Genomic DNA, 15,397 nt, shown 5'->3' with positions numbered 1-15,397 from the left:
TGGGTCAACAAAGATAGTTTAAATGAATACGAATTAAGTAGATTGGAGTTGATATTTAAAAAGTATGAGAGATATCCAGTTTTAAAACAGGCCTACATTATTAAAGAGAAGATAATATTTATGTATCGGGCGCATAGTATTGAGGAGGCAGAGAAAAGATTCAACCATGTTATGTTGTTATTGGAGACTCCAGAATATAGTCGTTATTTACGAACACTACATGCTACATTAAAAAAATGGAGAATACCGATTTTGAATTATTTCAAAAATAAAACAAGCAACGGTTTTACCGAAGGTTGTCATACGAAGATTAAGATGATCAAGAGAGTCAGTTACGGATTTAGGAATATAGATAACTATATTGCCAAAATAACTTTAGCTTTTTTACCGCTATCTTTTATATTAAACTATCACACTGTTTGACGGGGGGCCGAAAAAAGTCCGCAACATAGTTACGAACTTATTTTGTAAATTTGAAAACTAAAACGGAAATGAAGTGAACTTTGCTTCCTCTATTTCTTTTTCTCTTTTTAGAATCCAGTTGTCCCATTTTCTGGAAATTTTGCAAAAGGCTACTTTGTTGTCTACGACAAATTGTAACCATTTCTCTGCAGCTTCGAATTCCTTGTTTTTCAAGGCAGTTTTGAAATCATTAAGTGTAGCAAGACCAGAGACATCTTTTAAAGCACTGAGGGTATTTGTTTCTATTTTCGACATAGCTTCTCCCTTGGTATAATGAGCAATAATTAATGATAATAAGGTAAATATTAAATTTTGTCAAAAAGTAGTAGCACTTGATTTATTTTTAAAAAAATGTTAATCTAAGTCTCGTAATTAAAAATAATAACCCTTGACTTGGTGTGGGAATTGAAACCCGCTACTCGGCCTGGGAGACGAAAAAATGTTAGAAAAAAACGTTAAATCAAAAATCATTAAAAAATTCAGAGTTCACGATGGTGATACTGGATCAACACAAGTTCAAATCGCTATCTTAACAGAAGAAATTGCTCAATTAGCTGAGCATCTAAAGATTCACAAGCATGACCACTCATCAAGAAGGGGGTTACTTAAAAAAGTTGGTGAAAGAAGAAGATTGCTTAAGTATTTACAAAAAGAAGACGAAGTGAGCTTTAAAGATGTTGCTAAAAGACTAAAACTGAAGATTGCTAAGAAATTTATTGAAGAAGAAGAAATAAAGAAAGCTGAAGATGAAGCTTTGATGGCTAGCGATTTAGCTAAAGAAGAAGCAAGAGAAGCGAAAGAAGAAGCCCAAGGAACAAAATAATCAATTAGGGACGTTTTTCGTCCCTTTTTATATAAATATATGATAAAACACAAAGATCAAAGAGTTGGTGTTTTGGTAGATGTATCAAACATGTACCATTCAGCAAAAAATCTTTATAAAAAAAGAGTAAATTTTAAAGAAGTTTTAAAAGCTGCAGTTGCAGACAGAAAGTTAATTAGAGCGATTGCCTATGTCGTTCGAACAGAACAAGGTGAAGAAACTCCATTTTTCGAAGCACTTGATAAACAAGGTTTTGAAGTAAATATGAAAGATTTGCAGATTTTTGCAGGTGGAGCCAAGAAGGGCGACTGGGATGTTGGGATAACTGTTGATGCTATTAAGTTGGCACAGAATCTGGATGTTATTATTTTGATCACTGGAGACGGAGACTATATTCCTCTTGTAGATTATTTGAAATCAACAACTGGTTGTTTAGTTGAAGTAATGGCATTTAGACAAACTGCTTCAGGAAAGTTAGTTGAAATTTCAGATGATTTTATTGACTTAAGTGACGATAAAAGATTTCTTTTAGGGAAATAGAAATTTAATTTTAAATTTCTAATTTTGAATTTTGAAAGAATATTTAATTAATTATTGAATAATTTTAAATTAAATCGAAATTCAAAATTAAGAATTAAAAAATAATAATCTGGCCGGTAAACACATAGTGCTGTATGAACATTGGTTCATGTAGTCCTAAAGTTTATTGGTCAGAGCAAAAACAAATGAACAAAGAAAAAGTGTTTTCTTGTGATTGGCTTGGCCGAACGCTAACAATCAAAACAGGTAAATTAGCCCTGCAAGCTAATTCTGCTGTAACCGTTCAATACGGTGATACAGTTATTCTGGCTACAGTTGTAGAGTCAGCATATGAGAGAGATGGAATCGATTATTTCCCGTTAATGGTAGACTTCGAAGAGAAGTTGTACGCAGCTGGAATGATTAAAGGTTCAAAGTGGGTTAAAAGAGAAGGTCGTCCAACAGATGAATCAGTATTAACTGGGAGAATGATTGATAGAACAATCAGACCTTTATTTGATGAATCTTCAAGAAAAGATATTCAAGTAGTGTTATCTGTTATGAGCGTTGATCAAAAAAATGATTTTGATATTGTTTCTTTGGTTGCAGCATCAGCCGCTCTATCTATCTCGGGTGTTAAATGGGACGGACCAATTGCTGGAATTAGACTTGGAAAAATTAATGGCGGTTTTGTTTTCAATCCTACTTATGAGGAGAGAGCAGAGAGTAGCTTTGATTTAATCGTGGCCGGAACAAAAGAAAGAGTTTTGATGATTGAGGCTGGTGCCCAGGAAACAAAAGAAGATATAATGTATGAGGCTATTGTTGCTGGACAGAAAGGAATGAGACCAGCAATTGATTTGATTGAAAAACTAAAAGCTGAAGTTGAGGTTAAAAAAGTTACTGTAAGAGAAAAACTTGTTAGCCCTGAAGAAAAAGTAGCTGAAGCAGAAAAAGAAAAAGTTCTAGAAATTGCACAAGCTTGGCTTGCAGAGAATACAAAGAAAACTGTATTTGATGTTGAGTATTATAAAATGACTGAAAGAAAAGCAGCAGTCGCCGCTATTAAGCATGGTCTCGATAAACATTTATTTGACAAGGAAATTTCAAAAACATTGAGATCAATGGCTATTGGAAAATTAGTTGAAAAATTTGTTGACGATGCAGTTACTGAAGGAATATTGAAAGATAATAAAAGAGTTGATGGAAGAGCATTCGATCAAATTAGAGATCTTTATTCTGAAGTTGGATTATTACCAAGAACTCATGGAACTTCACTTTTCAATCGTGGTGAAACTCAAGTAATGTCTATAACAACTTTAGGGGGACCCGGACTTGAACAAACTATTGATAGTATTGAAGGAGAAACACAAAAAAGATTTATGCATCATTATAACTTCCCAGCATTTTCAGTTGGAGAAGCAAGACCGAACAGAGGGCCTGGAAGACGTGACATTGGGCATGGTGCTTTGGCTGAAAAAGCTTTGGAACCAGTCATCCCTTCAAAAGATGATTTTCCATATACAATTCGTGTTGTAAGTGAAACTCTTGGTTCAAATGGATCTTCATCAATGGCTTCAACTTGTGCTTCAAGTATGACTCTTATGGATGCTGGCGTGCCAATCAAGAGAGCTGTTGCCGGTATTGCAATTGGTATGGCTTCTAGCAGAGATATGAGCGAATGGAAAATATTAACTGATATTCAAGATATTGAAGATGGTCAAGGTGGAATGGATTTCAAAGTAACAGGAACAACTGAAGGTATTACTGCTATTCAACTTGATACAAAATCAATTGGATTAAGTCAGGATATTGTTAAGGAAGCTCTTGAAAGAGGATACAAAGCTAGATTACAAATTCTTGATGTTATGAATGCTGCAATTGAAGCACCTCGAGCAGAACTTTCTGAGCATGCTCCAAGAGTTACTAGCTTCAAAATTGATACTGAAAAAATTAGAGATGTTATTGGTCCAGGTGGAAAAATAATTAATGCTATAATTGACGAATGTAATGTTACTATTGATATTGATGATGACGGTACTGTTTATATTTCTGGTGTTGAGGCCAAAGGAACAGAGAAGGCAATTGATTGGGTTAAAAGCATTGTAAAAGACATAGAAGCTGGAGAAATCTATCACGGTAAAGTAGTTAGAATTCTAGACTTCGGTGCTTTTATCGAATTGCTTCCTGGAAAAGATGGAATGGCGCACGTCAGTGAACTTGCTCCATACAGAATAGGAGCACCAAGCGATTTTGTTTCTGAAGGTGATATGGTTTGGGTAAAGGTTAAAGAAATTGATGATAAAGGGAGAGTAAATCTAACCTTGAAAGGATTACCTGAAAACGAAATTCTTTGGAAGGATGAGAAAGGTAAACAGGAAGGCAATGGAGCTGGCGGAGGAGATAGAAGTGGAAGACCAAGTAATGGAAGACCACAAAGGTCAGGTGGATTTAATAAGAGATAAAACTTCTATATAGAAAAAGCACTCTCGGTTTCGAGAGTGCTTTTTTGATTGACTTGGAAGTTTAGATAGCTTAAGATACAAGAAAAATAATCGATCATTTTATTACTCATACATAGGAGGAGATAATGAGTGCTTTTGATAATCTAGTTCCTTGTTCAGCTGAATATGTGGTAGAGGCAAATAAACTTGGAGGATTTAATGATTGCAGATATTTAGAGATAATGGATTCAGAGGTTTCTATGTTTTATGCTTTGATGTCACTTAGATTTAAGACAGAGCAAAAAAAGGATGTTTGTGAAAATGATTTGTGTCTTGTAATGTTTGAATCGGAGACTGATAGAATAAACACAATATTACGTATTCTGCGGCAAATTGAGACGGAAGAAAATTTTTTTCAGCAAATAAGTCGCTTGATGGAGGATAAGTATAAAAATCACCTATCTCCGCCTACAAAAAAACCTCGGTTCTCAGCAACACTTTCTTGCAATAATAGTCTAGTGGTTGCATCTGGTGATTGCAAAGACACTGTCTTGGCTGATGCGTGGAGAAGAGGTGTTGAGTATCCGTGGTTAATAAAATCAGGGAGAAAAGGGTATTATCCAGCTTAACAATGTTCTTATAATAAACAAAAAACAAGCCAGTCATTGCGACTGGCTTTTTCATTATCTTGCAGAATTACTTCGAGCTCTTTTGCGACTTTTCAATCCTTTGCTTACAAAATTTTTTTTCTTTCTTTGGTCCAAGGGAATAACCATTTCAGCACTGTTTGCCCAATTAATGGAAATTTTAAGCTTATCAGTCTGAATTAATCTCAGTTCGATTTTTCTATTATCGAACGTTAACTTTTGAAATTTTGCAATAAACTCTTCGTATGATTCTCTGGAAATTTCAGGTGGAGTTTCGTTGTTTTCGAAGCTATATTTTAAGCGGTCTAAAAGAATTTTATCATCTTCCAATAAATCGCTTCCTTCTATTAAAGTAATAATATACATGATTTCTCCTTTGAGTAATGAGCAAATATAAAATGAGATTATCACTGAAAATTTATATTGTCAATAAACATACAAAAAGAAAATTTGCTTGACTTTTCTATTTTACTATGGTAATTTAGGGTCATAAGGCTAGTTGTATTTATTACAATTAGCCCTTTTAAATATCTAAAAAAACGGGAGAGAAAAGGTTGGTTTAAGGCTGTCATTATAAGTGACTAGTTCTAAGAAAATCCCGCTACGCCACTTTGTTGCTAGCGGGATGCCTCACTCTCACGTGAGTCAAAAATATGAGTGAATTAATAAGCGCTATCAAAATGATTTGTGACGAGAAAGGTTTGAGTTACGATGCTGTAATTAGTACTATAGAATCGGCTTTAGCAGCAGCCTATAGGAAAGATTATGGTGAGAAAAATCAGAATATTAAAGTTGAGTTTAGTCCAGATACTGCTGAGTCTAAAGTTTTTGATGTAAAAACAGTTGTAGACGACGTTCCTGAAGAGGAGCTAGATGAAAATGGCGACCCAATTAAAGTTGAGGAAGTAGAAAAGCCAGAATTAGCAGAAGGAGAAGAAGAAGTAAAAAGATTTAATCCAAAAACTGATTTGCAGATTACTGAAGCGAAGTTAATTAAGAAAGACGCAAAAATTGGAGAAGAAATAATTACCGAGTTGGCAGTCCCGAGCACTTATGGAAGAATGGCAGCTCAAACCGCTAAGCAAGTTATTATTCAAAGATTAAGGGAAGCAGAAAGAGATATGGTTATGACTGAATTTAAAGACAAAGAAAAAGAAGTTGTTTCTGGTGTTGTCCAAAGGAGAGAAGGGAGAGTTGTCCTTGTTGATCTTGGCAAAACTGTTGGTATCCTACCCCAAGATGAACAAATTTATGGAGAGAATTATGCTCCAGGGGAAAGGATTAAGGTTTTTATAAAAGAAGTAAGGACAAGCTCAAAGGGACCAGAAATTATTCTATCAAGAACATCTGATGAAATTTTGAGAAAAGTTTTTTATCTTGAAATACCAGAAATTTCAAATGGACTAATCGAACTAAAATCAGTTGCACGTGAAGCTGGTTCTCGTTCAAAAGTCGCTGTCCACACCGAATCTGACAATGTAGATCCAATCGGTTCTTGTGTTGGTCAGCGTGGATCAAGAATTCAAACTGTTATTTCTGAGCTTGGAGGTGAAAAGGTTGATATTGTTCAATATGATGAAAATCCAGAAAAATATATAACCAACGCCCTGTCTCCAGCAAAAATATTAAGTATCACAACGAATGAAGAAGAAAAGAAAGCAATTGCCCATGTAAATGAAGATCAACTTTCACTTGCGATAGGTAAAGGTGGGCAAAATGCTAGATTAGCGGCACGTCTAACAGGATGGAAGATTGATGTTGTTATGAATGATGGAGAAGATGTGGTGAAGAAAGACGATGAAGAAGTTGAAGAAGATAATTCAGACGAAGAGAAGAAAGAGAAAGATGAAGTAAAAGCAGAAAAGAAAGATACTTCGACAAGCTCAGCACAGGGAAAAAAAGAGAAGAAGGAGAAAAAAGATACTTCGACAAGCTCCACGCCAGAGGACGGGCAGGCAGCGCAGGGAAAGAAAGAGGAAAAAACTGAGAAGAAAGATACTTCGGCAAGCTCAGCACAGGGGAAAAAAGAGGAAAAAACTGAGAAGAAAGATACTTCGGCAAGCTCAGCACAGGGGAAAAAAGAGAAGAAGGAGAAAAAAGATACTTCGACAAGCTCAGCACAGGGGAAAAAGGAAAAGAAAGAAACAAAATAATTTATAAATAATAATTTTTAAAAAGAAAAAGTATGACAATTACATTTTTGATTCTAGGAAGCGCCGTACTGGCCATCGTTTACGGTTTGTATTTAGCAGCTTCAATTGTTAAGCTCCCTGCTGGGAACGAAAAAATGCAAGATATAGCTAAAGCTATTCAAGAAGGAGCCAAGGCTTATCTAAACAGACAGTACACTACTATTAGTATTGTTGCTGTAGTTTTATTTTTGTTTTTAGGATTTATGCCTGAGCCTTTGGGTTGGATGACAGCTTTCGCTTTTTTGGTTGGAGCTTTCTTGTCTGGTATCACAGGTTATATTGGGATGAATATTTCAGTTAGAGCAAATGTTAGAACAGCTGAGGCTGCGAGAACTGGAATGAAAGAAGCTTTCAAAGTTGCTGTTCAAGGTGGAACAGTTACAGGAATGCTTGTAGTTGGACTAGCTCTTCTTGGGACTGCTGGCTTTTATTTCTTTGTTTCAAAAGATGTTGTTGACTTAATAGGACTTGGTTTTGGTGGCTCACTTATTTCTATATTTGCTAGACTTGGTGGAGGAATCTTCACAAAGGCTGCTGATGTTGGAGCTGATTTAGTTGGAAAAGTTGAAGTTGGTATTCCTGAAGATGATCCAAGAAACCCAGCTGTTATTGCTGATAATGTTGGTGACAGTGTAGGTGATTGTGCTGGAATGGCTGCTGACCTTTTTGAAACATACGCCGTAACTACAATTGCTGCTATGCTTCTTGCTTCATTAACTTTTGTTTCTTTTGACAATGCTATAGTATTTCCTCTGGCAATTGGAGCTGTTTCAATTTTTGCTTCAATCGTTGGGACACTATTGATTAGACTTGGAAAAGACGGAAAGATTATGAAAGCATTATATATTGGGTTAGGAACATCTGGGCTTATTGCTGCCGCTGCTTTTTATCCTCTTACAAACTATTTCATGACTGGCAATGGTTTATATAGCACTATGAGTATTTATTTGTCTTCATTAATTGGGCTAGCAGTAACTGCTGCGCTTGTTCTGATTACTGAATATTATACATCTACAGACTTTAGACCAGTTAGAGATATTGCAAAAGCATCAGAAACTGGTCATGGAACTAATGTTATCATAGGGCTTGCTGTTTCAATGAAATCAACAGCTGCTCCTATCATTGTTATAGTTGCAGCTATTCTTGGAGCTCATTCATTGGCTGGCCTTTATGGTATTTCAATCGCTGCAATGGCAATGCTTTCAATGGCTGGTATTATTGTTGCTATTGATTCATATGGTCCTATTACTGACAATGCTGGTGGTATCGCTGAAATGGCAGAAATGGGGGACGATGTAAGAAACATCACAGACCCACTAGACGCTGTAGGAAACACTACAAAAGCTGTTACAAAAGGATACGCTATCGGTTCAGCTGCCTTAGCTGCGCTAGTTTTATTTGCTGATTTTGAACATATTGTTGGAGCAGGCACAGATTTTGGTATTTCAAATCCATATGTTTTAGCTGGATTATTTATTGGTGGACTTCTTCCATATTACTTTGGAGCACTTTCAATGCAAGCCGTTGGTGATGCTGCTGGGGCAGTAGTTGAGGATGTCAGAAAACAGTTCAAAGAAAAACCAGGAATTATGGGAGGAACAGAAAAACCTGACTACGGAAGAACAGTTGATATCGTAACGAAGAGAGCTATTAAAGAAATGATTGTACCTGCGTTAATCCCAGTTGCTACTCCTATTATAGTAGGCGTTTTCCTAGGAGTCGAAGCTTTAGGTGGACTTCTTGTGGGCTCAATTATTACAGGAATATTTGTAGCAATTTCAATGACATCAGGTGGGGGTGCTTGGGATAATGCTAAAAAATATATTGAAGATGGTCACCATGGCGGTAAAGGCTCAGAAGCTCACAAAGCTGCTGTAACAGGTGATACAGTTGGAGATCCTTACAAAGACACTGCAGGACCTGCTATCAATCCGATGATTAAAATATTGAACATTGTAGCATTACTTGTTGTTGGTTTGTTAATGTAAAATTTTTGAAGAACTTACTTAAAACAAAAGCAGCCTAACATTAAAGGAGCTGATAATGAGAAAACCTGTTTCTGTACTAATAAAAGAACTTGAGTTAATGAATGTCGATGTAGTACCTGTTAATCCAGGAATATATCATGAATTTCTTAAATCAAGGCTTAAGCCGAATGCTCTGAATATGGATTGGTATTACGAAGCTTTAAGAAAGATAAAGAAAGAGTTAAATATCAATCCTGCTGATTACTATCTTGTTCCAAGTAATTTTGTAAAAAAATAAAAAAACAGGGAGAAGCTAAAAACTTCTCCCTAAAAAATGTTAATTATTAAATAATATATTATGAAAGTAGAAAAAAAAGACCTAGATAAAGCTCAAGTTGAGTTGACAGTAGAATTGAGTCAAGAAGAGTTTACACCATATTTAGAAAAAGGGGCTCAAAAAATAGCCAAGGAAGTAAAAATAGAAGGATTCCGAGATGGTAAGGCTCCATACGATATTATAAAACAAAAAGTTGGTGAGATGTCCATCATGGACGAATCAGCTAGAATTGCCATTAATACTGTTTTGGGAGAAGTTATCTCAAAGAACACTACAGACGCTATCGGACAACCTGATATAGCTATTGTTAAGTTAGCTCCAGAAAATCCACTTATATTTACAGTGAAAATGTCGATAATCCCAAGTATTGAATTAGGAAAATATAAGGAGTTAGGAATAAAAGAAAAAGAGGTTAAATTAGATGATGCAGAATTGGAGAAAACTTTCGATCACTTGAGAGAGATGCATGTTAAAGAAACAGTTTCTGGGGAAAAAATAAAAGATGGCGATAAGCTTATTCTAAATATCCAAATGTTTCTAGACAAGGTTCCAGTTGAAGGAGGACAAGCAAAAGAGACAACCATTATTGTTGGTAAAGATTATATGGTCTCTGGTTTTGACAAGAAGTTGATTGACGCCAAAAAAGGAGATACAAGAGAATTTGAAGTTCACTATCCATCAGACCATCATCAGGCAAATTTGTCGGGGAAAAATGTTGAGTTCAAAGTAGAAGTGAAAGATGTTTTTGATAGAGTATTACCTCCACTAGATGATGAATTAGCTAAAAAGCTTCATTTCAAAAGTGCTGAAGACTTAAAGAAAAATATTACGAACAATATTCAAGCAGGAAAGAAAAATGAAGCAAGACAAGTAGCCGAGAGAGAAGTAATTGAAAGAGTAGTTGCTAAAACAAAATTTGGTGACCTGCCAGAAATGTTAGTCCAGCATGAGGCTGAAACTATGATTGGTGAGCTTGAGCAAAATGTTACTAAACAAGGAGGAAAGTTTGAAGACTATCTTTCCAGCTTGAAAAAATCGAGGAATGATTTGGTTATGGAAATGCTTCCAGATGCTGTGAAAAGAGTTCAGGCTTCATTAATTATTAGAGAGATAGCAAAAATCGAAAAAATAGTAGTTACAGAAAAAGAAATCGACGAATATTTAGAATCTCTTGTGAAGCAATATCAAGCGACACCAGAAATTGAAAAACAGATTAAATCAGAAGAATATAGAAGCTATGCTGTAATGACCCTTTCCAATAGGGCTGTAGTAGGAAAGCTTAGAGAGTGGAATATCGCCATGCCTACCGGCGGACAGGAATAATAAAACACTTTCAAAAAAAGACCATTAGAAAAAATGGTCTTTTTTTTGTTGACTTTAAAAATAAATTGGTATAAAATTTTTTAAGATGTAATTATTAATAATTTGGTCTCTGTAGAGTAGACTATCACCTTATGTATTATTTAATAGATGGAAATAATTTAGCCGGAGACCTAGGTCTTTTAGAGGAAAGCGATTTTAATGAAATATTAATTGATTTGCTTAAAGATTTTTTAGAGGATAATAGGAAAAAAGTTACCTTAGTTTTTGACAGCAATAGTCAAATGGGTGATTCTTATGAAGAAGATAGATTAAAGGTTGTTTATAGCCCCAGAGATGTGCATTACGCGTCAGCAGATGACAAAATAGTAGAAATAGCTAGAGAGGAAGACCCGGATGAAGGTATAGTTCTGGTTACAAATGATAATGAAATCAAAGATGAGGTCGGAATAATAAATAAAGAGCAAAATAGAAAAAATGAAATAATATTAGTTAGCTCAAGTGATTTTAAAATGGAGCTCGGAGAGGAAGAAGTAGTGAGCAGTAACGGAGATGATGAACTAGAGGAAGATGAAGTTGCTGAGATAAATGATGAATTGATGAGTGAGTGGGGGTAATTGACAAAAATCTATATTAAGTTAATATAATTCTTAAGTGATTGATTTTATCGAGAATAGTTTATTTTACAACCATACGATCTTTGATACTTGTATAGTAGAAAATGAACCAAAAAAAACAATTCAACCTCTAGACGTTAAGATTAAATCAGTCGCTTATTAAAGCCCCCTTAAAACCGGGGCTTTTTTCTTCGGAAATTTTTGATATAGGCGGGACTTGAAGGGATGAATCCCAACAACTCAATCGTAAGCGATGAATTTATAGAAGCTCGTATAGCACGTTTAGCTTTGGACTTGGCAGATGGCCGTCTTTGACGTCAATCTGCATGTCGGCCTCACACGGCCTCCAAACCCTTGTTCTCGGGTTCATTCCCCGCCCCAAACAAATAAAAAAGAGACAGACAAATGTCTATCTCTTTTTTATGTGCCCGGGGCGGGACTTGAAGGGGTGAACCCCAACAACTCAATCGTAAGTGATTATTTATTTTCTGAGATATCATTCTGGCAAGCAACTTATCCAATCTCCTTAAACTGGTCCCAACAGCGGGTTCTGCGTCCGCTCCAAGCACAACAAAAAACTAGCTTTGATAAGCTAGTTTTCCGTTGTGCCCGGGGCGGGACTTGAACCCGCACGGCCTTGCGGCCAAGAGATTTTAAGTCTCTCGTGTATACCAATTTCACCACCCGGGCTAAGAGTCTATCTATAAAATATCTACAGTTCATTTTAGGTCTTTTTTGGCTATAAAACCACAAAATTTACTCAAAATAATATTTTTATTCTTCCAAAATTTTCTGATTTTTCGCTCAAAAAATCCTCAAAAATAATCAGCAGCTATTTTATAGATGAACTCTAATTTTACAAAAAATAAAAAAAGAATCAAATTCTTTTCTTAAATACAATTTACATTAAAAACTATAAAAAATCAAGGGGAAACTGAAATATATTTATGTATACATTATAATGTATACTATTCTAAATTTAGATTCTGTGTCCATGTAATATAGTCTTTACAATATTCAAAATCACCAAAATCACCTTTTTCTTGGCTAATAAATACTTGGCATCTATTTTTTTCAGAGATTACAGATTCTTTGAGTGTCTTGTAGTCTTGAGCTTGGTTTTTTAGTTCTTCATTTTGGCTCAGAACAGCTTGTGCCTGATTGTTTGTGGTAATTAGACCCGAATACCAATAATAGCCATAAGATCCAATGCCCAGGAATAAAAGTACTAGAAATATTATAATTTTAGTTTTCATATTGTTTTCTGAGATATTATAATTAGATTATAGCATATTTATAAAAATATAAGCCTAGTACCGAGTAAGTGATGAGAGGAGATATTTTAGCCCTTCGGCAAGCTCAGGGCACACTTCTTATTATATAAAAAAACGATACCAAAAAGGCCCGCACTGAGCAAGGCCTGAGCGAAGCGAATGGTCGTGTCGAAGTGTGGAGATGAGGGGAGTATTTATTTTAAAACATTAGGGTGTCCAAATTTAATTAAATTAATCTTTTTAGTTCTTGACCAGCCTTTCAATTGTTTTTCTCTTTCGATAGACTCTATTTTGCTGGAGAATTTTTCATAGTAAACCAATTTTATTGGTCTTCTGTTTTTGGTGTGAATTGATGCGGTTCCAGCAGTATGGTTTTTAATCCTTTCTTTTAAATCCGATGTATGACCAACATAAAAAGAGTTGTCAGAGCATAATAATATATAAGTTAAATTTTGCATATAAACATTAGCCCTTCGGTAAGTCGTTCGACTGGGCTCACGACAGGCTCACTTCATTAAATTTAGAGTAGACAGAACAACTTCTTGATTAAATAATAACATATTTGTGAAATAAAAACGCCCAGCACTGAGTAAGTGATGAGCGCAGATATTTTGCCCTTCGGCAAGCTCAGGACACACTTCGACTACATGTCGTCATGTCCCCAGGCCTGCACTGAGCAAGTAGTAAAATTAAAACGTAAGTGAATTTTACTACGTGTCGAAGTGTGGAGATGAGGGGAGTTGAAGGGGTGAACCCCAACACCCGATTTTCTAAAAGCTTTAGTTATTTGCGGTGTTTGTTTTTGTTAATTCGAGGATATTATTATTCATACTTTTTCTGAGATTCAACTCTGACCTCATGCACCAAAACAAAAAAATACCCAGCAAAGCTGGATATTTTTATGTTGTGGAGATGAGGGGAGTTGAACCCCTGTCTAACAAGAACTTTAGTACAATTTTACAGAAATAGATGGATTTGTTGTTTAGTTGTGTATGTAGAAAATCCAACAAAAGCATTCACAACGATCTCTTAATTTTCATCCATACCCTCGAGAGGAAGTTTGGCCTATTCTAAGCGAATGACACTCGTAACCAGTTATTAGAAATCACTGGAACAAATGGTCGCGGCTATTAAGCGGCAACAGGAGCGAAAGCAGGCATTTTAAAGCTCACTTTGCTTAATGCAGATTTTGCACTTATGTTATTCGAATTTTTGGCGTGACTTTCGAGAAACACGTACTGAATGTAATAAAGTATTCTAATTATCGAAGCCTGGCATCCCCAGGAACTATATTATGTAATACTATTTATATTTTGTCAATGTTCGCATTTGACGTTCAACGTCTTTTTTCTTAATATCCTCTCGTTTGTCATGTTTTTTCTTTCCTCGACCTAAACCAAACTCAAGTTTAATAAGACTTTTTTTGGTATAAATCTTAATTGGAATCAAAGAAAATCCTCCTTCTTTATATTTACCGATTAGATAGTTTATTTCTTTCTTATTGAGTAATAATTTTCTATCTCTCTCTGGGTCATAATCAGAAGTATTAGCTTTTTTATAAGGACTAACACGAGCTTTTCGTAAAACAAAGTCAGGTAAGATTTTATTCCCTTTTTGAGTAACAATATAAGCTCCCTTTAAACTAATATGCCCTTCTTTCATCGATTTCACCTCATGACCAAACAAAACCATCCCGGCCTCAAAGGTTTCGGTAATTTCAAAGTCATATCTAGCTTTCTTGTTAAACGCGAGTGTTGGCATATTATTCTAATGGGCTTTTAATATTTTTTAAAATTGGGTTTGTCACCTTTGTGTATATTTGCGTTGTTCTAATGTTAGCATGACCCAAAAGCTCTTGTACATATCTAATATCAACTCCATTTTCAAGTAGGTGGGTGGCGAAAGAATGTCTAAGTGAGTGAAAGGTGGCCGGTTTATTTATTGAAGAAACTTTGAGATATTTTTCAAAAACTTTTTGAGCAGATCTTTGAGTTAATCTCCCCCCACGACTACTTTCGAAAACATAGTCATTGTTTTCTTTTTCAGAACACTGTTTAGATAAATGGGGGATTAATGACTCTGGAATAATGGTAATTCTGTCTTTTTTGCCTTTTGCGTCTTTGATGTGAATTACTAATTCATCAATAGAGACATCCTTTAGTTTCAAATTAAGGGTCTCGCTTATTCTTAAACCTGCCCCATAACTTAGGCCAAGTAATAATTTATGTTTTTCATTAGAGCATGACTCAATAATTAATTGAATTTCTTTTCTAGACAATACAACTGGAATTTTTAAAGACCTTTTGGCAAATTTTATATCAATTTTTTTATTGGATTTACAAATATCCCGATAGAAATATTTTATAGAATTGAGATAAAGATTAATAGTCTGTGGAGATAGGCCTTTATCTTTCTTCTCTAATAAGTATTTTTTTATAAGTGAAATATCAGGCAGATTACTTACCGTTTTAATGTATATAAAATAATCTTTTAGAGAAGACAAATAGCTTTTTATTGTTTGTTCACTGTAATTTCTCAATTTAAGCTCATTTTCAATTTTATCAAGCAATTCTTTTATATTCATTTAGTTTATGTTAAAATGAAATTAATATATATAATAACATAAGTTCACATAATTAACAATATTCAGTTATTATTTTTCAGCAAGTTCACATAATAACGAGTTATACAAAATTTGCTGTGACCACTCGCTACCGCTCGCAGGCCCCATCAAATTTTGTATAATGTGGTGCGCTTACCAGCATCTGCCATACGCCAATTTCCTGCTACTCGCT

The 15,397-nt window shown here is 35.0% G+C and carries 15 protein-coding genes, 1 tRNA gene, 1 other RNA gene and 1 pseudogene; 10 read left to right on the top strand and 8 right to left on the bottom strand.

Going from position 1 to position 15,397, the window contains the following annotated elements:
• On the top strand, positions 1 to 423 hold a 423-nt coding region (locus tag PF572_06005; GenBank protein ID MDA3840609.1), incomplete at its 5' end, for a transposase.
• 57 nt (positions 424 to 480) lie between these two features.
• On the opposite strand, the gene PF572_06000 is transcribed toward PF572_06005, so the two are convergent.
• Positions 481 to 717, bottom strand: a complete 237-nt coding sequence (locus PF572_06000; GenBank protein MDA3840608.1) for a hypothetical protein — start codon at positions 715 to 717, stop codon at positions 481 to 483.
• Positions 718 to 901: 184 nt separating this feature from the next.
• Here PF572_06000 and rpsO point away from each other — a divergent pair.
• The 4 genes and pseudogenes from rpsO to PF572_05980 all read left to right on the top strand — a co-directional run bounded on the left by rpsO (position 902) and on the right by PF572_05980 (position 4,877).
• Positions 902 to 1,162 (top strand): annotated as a pseudogene (rpsO, locus tag PF572_05995) (30S ribosomal protein S15).
• Positions 1,163 to 1,324: 162 nt separating this feature from the next.
• Positions 1,325 to 1,825: an NYN domain-containing protein gene (locus tag PF572_05990; GenBank protein MDA3840607.1), complete on the top strand. Its 501-nt coding sequence runs from the start codon at positions 1,325 to 1,327 to the stop codon at positions 1,823 to 1,825.
• 185 nt (positions 1,826 to 2,010) lie between these two features.
• Positions 2,011 to 4,269 carry a polyribonucleotide nucleotidyltransferase gene (locus tag PF572_05985; protein MDA3840606.1) on the top strand — a complete coding sequence of 753 codons (2,259 nt, stop codon included), beginning with the start codon at positions 2,011 to 2,013 and terminating at the stop codon, positions 4,267 to 4,269.
• A 125-nt stretch (positions 4,270 to 4,394) separates the two neighbouring features.
• Entirely contained in the window at positions 4,395 to 4,877 is a 483-nt protein-coding gene (locus PF572_05980) for a hypothetical protein (GenBank protein ID MDA3840605.1), read from the top strand.
• Positions 4,878 to 4,931: 54 nt separating this feature from the next.
• Here the strand turns inward: PF572_05980 and PF572_05975 are convergent, their stop codons facing one another.
• On the bottom strand, positions 4,932 to 5,261 hold the full coding sequence (locus PF572_05975) for a hypothetical protein (GenBank protein ID MDA3840604.1): 330 nt from the start codon (positions 5,259 to 5,261) through the stop codon (positions 4,932 to 4,934).
• 287 nt (positions 5,262 to 5,548) lie between these two features.
• Here PF572_05975 and nusA point away from each other — a divergent pair, with 287 nt between their 5' ends.
• The 5 genes from nusA (at position 5,549) to PF572_05950 (ending at position 11,328) form a co-directional block, all read left to right on the top strand.
• Positions 5,549 to 7,048, top strand: a complete 1,500-nt coding sequence (gene nusA / locus PF572_05970; GenBank protein MDA3840603.1) for a transcription termination factor NusA — start codon at positions 5,549 to 5,551, stop codon at positions 7,046 to 7,048.
• A 32-nt stretch (positions 7,049 to 7,080) separates the two neighbouring features.
• The gene (locus tag PF572_05965) at positions 7,081 to 9,075 is read left to right on the top strand and encodes a sodium-translocating pyrophosphatase (GenBank protein ID MDA3840602.1); all 1,995 of its coding nucleotides are present in this window, start codon (positions 7,081 to 7,083) and stop codon (positions 9,073 to 9,075) included.
• A gap of 55 nt (positions 9,076 to 9,130) precedes the next feature.
• Positions 9,131 to 9,352 (top strand): hypothetical protein, encoded by a 222-nt coding sequence (locus PF572_05960; GenBank protein ID MDA3840601.1) that lies wholly within the window; start codon positions 9,131 to 9,133, stop codon positions 9,350 to 9,352.
• Positions 9,353 to 9,412: 60 nt separating this feature from the next.
• The gene (tig, locus tag PF572_05955) at positions 9,413 to 10,714 is read left to right on the top strand and encodes a trigger factor (GenBank protein MDA3840600.1); all 1,302 of its coding nucleotides are present in this window, start codon (positions 9,413 to 9,415) and stop codon (positions 10,712 to 10,714) included.
• 131 nt (positions 10,715 to 10,845) lie between these two features.
• On the top strand, positions 10,846 to 11,328 hold the full coding sequence (locus tag PF572_05950; protein ID MDA3840599.1) for an NYN domain-containing protein: 483 nt from the start codon (positions 10,846 to 10,848) through the stop codon (positions 11,326 to 11,328).
• 606 nt (positions 11,329 to 11,934) lie between these two features.
• Here the strand turns inward: PF572_05950 and PF572_05945 are convergent.
• The 6 genes from PF572_05945 to PF572_05920 all read right to left on the bottom strand — a co-directional run bounded on the left by PF572_05945 (position 11,935) and on the right by PF572_05920 (position 15,186).
• A tRNA-Leu gene (locus PF572_05945) sits at positions 11,935 to 12,018 on the bottom strand.
• A gap of 278 nt (positions 12,019 to 12,296) precedes the next feature.
• Positions 12,297 to 12,584 carry a hypothetical protein gene (locus tag PF572_05940; protein MDA3840598.1) on the bottom strand — a complete coding sequence of 96 codons (288 nt, stop codon included), beginning with the start codon at positions 12,582 to 12,584 and terminating at the stop codon, positions 12,297 to 12,299.
• Between the two features lie 212 nt (positions 12,585 to 12,796).
• On the bottom strand, positions 12,797 to 13,060 hold the full coding sequence (locus PF572_05935; GenBank protein MDA3840597.1) for a GIY-YIG nuclease family protein: 264 nt from the start codon (positions 13,058 to 13,060) through the stop codon (positions 12,797 to 12,799).
• Between the two features lie 446 nt (positions 13,061 to 13,506).
• Positions 13,507 to 13,884, bottom strand: a transfer-messenger RNA (tmRNA) gene (gene ssrA, locus PF572_05930).
• 20 nt (positions 13,885 to 13,904) lie between these two features.
• The gene (gene smpB, locus PF572_05925) at positions 13,905 to 14,363 is read right to left on the bottom strand and encodes an SsrA-binding protein SmpB (GenBank protein ID MDA3840596.1); all 459 of its coding nucleotides are present in this window, start codon (positions 14,361 to 14,363) and stop codon (positions 13,905 to 13,907) included.
• A 1-nt stretch (position 14,364) separates the two neighbouring features.
• Positions 14,365 to 15,186 (bottom strand): tyrosine-type recombinase/integrase, encoded by an 822-nt coding sequence (locus PF572_05920; GenBank protein ID MDA3840595.1) that lies wholly within the window; start codon positions 15,184 to 15,186, stop codon positions 14,365 to 14,367.
• Positions 15,187 to 15,397 lie beyond the last annotated feature (211 nt).

Source organism: Patescibacteria group bacterium (assembly GCA_027858235.1).
Taxonomy (GTDB): domain Bacteria; phylum Patescibacteriota; class Patescibacteriia; order Patescibacteriales; family BM507; genus BM507.
This window is presented reverse-complemented; position numbering and strand designations above follow the sequence as displayed.

Bases quoted from the DNA above. Each gene is read 5' to 3' on its own strand.
- PF572_06000 (MDA3840608.1), bottom strand. From the start codon at position 717: ATGTCGAAAATAGAAACAAATACCCTCAGTGCTTTAAAAGATGTCTCT.
- PF572_05990 (MDA3840607.1), top strand. From the start codon at position 1,325: ATGATAAAACACAAAGATCAAAGAGTTGGTGTTTTGGTAGATGTATCA.
- PF572_05985 (MDA3840606.1), top strand. From the start codon at position 2,011: ATGAACAAAGAAAAAGTGTTTTCTTGTGATTGGCTTGGCCGAACGCTA.
- PF572_05980 (MDA3840605.1), top strand. From the start codon at position 4,395: ATGAGTGCTTTTGATAATCTAGTTCCTTGTTCAGCTGAATATGTGGTA.
- PF572_05975 (MDA3840604.1), bottom strand. From the start codon at position 5,261: ATGTATATTATTACTTTAATAGAAGGAAGCGATTTATTGGAAGATGAT.
- nusA (MDA3840603.1), top strand. From the start codon at position 5,549: ATGAGTGAATTAATAAGCGCTATCAAAATGATTTGTGACGAGAAAGGT.
- PF572_05965 (MDA3840602.1), top strand. From the start codon at position 7,081: ATGACAATTACATTTTTGATTCTAGGAAGCGCCGTACTGGCCATCGTT.
- PF572_05960 (MDA3840601.1), top strand. From the start codon at position 9,131: ATGAGAAAACCTGTTTCTGTACTAATAAAAGAACTTGAGTTAATGAAT.
- tig (MDA3840600.1), top strand. From the start codon at position 9,413: ATGAAAGTAGAAAAAAAAGACCTAGATAAAGCTCAAGTTGAGTTGACA.
- PF572_05950 (MDA3840599.1), top strand. From the start codon at position 10,846: ATGTATTATTTAATAGATGGAAATAATTTAGCCGGAGACCTAGGTCTT.
- PF572_05940 (MDA3840598.1), bottom strand. From the start codon at position 12,584: ATGAAAACTAAAATTATAATATTTCTAGTACTTTTATTCCTGGGCATT.
- PF572_05935 (MDA3840597.1), bottom strand. From the start codon at position 13,060: ATGCAAAATTTAACTTATATATTATTATGCTCTGACAACTCTTTTTAT.
- smpB (MDA3840596.1), bottom strand. From the start codon at position 14,363: ATGCCAACACTCGCGTTTAACAAGAAAGCTAGATATGACTTTGAAATT.
- PF572_05920 (MDA3840595.1), bottom strand. From the start codon at position 15,186: ATGAATATAAAAGAATTGCTTGATAAAATTGAAAATGAGCTTAAATTG.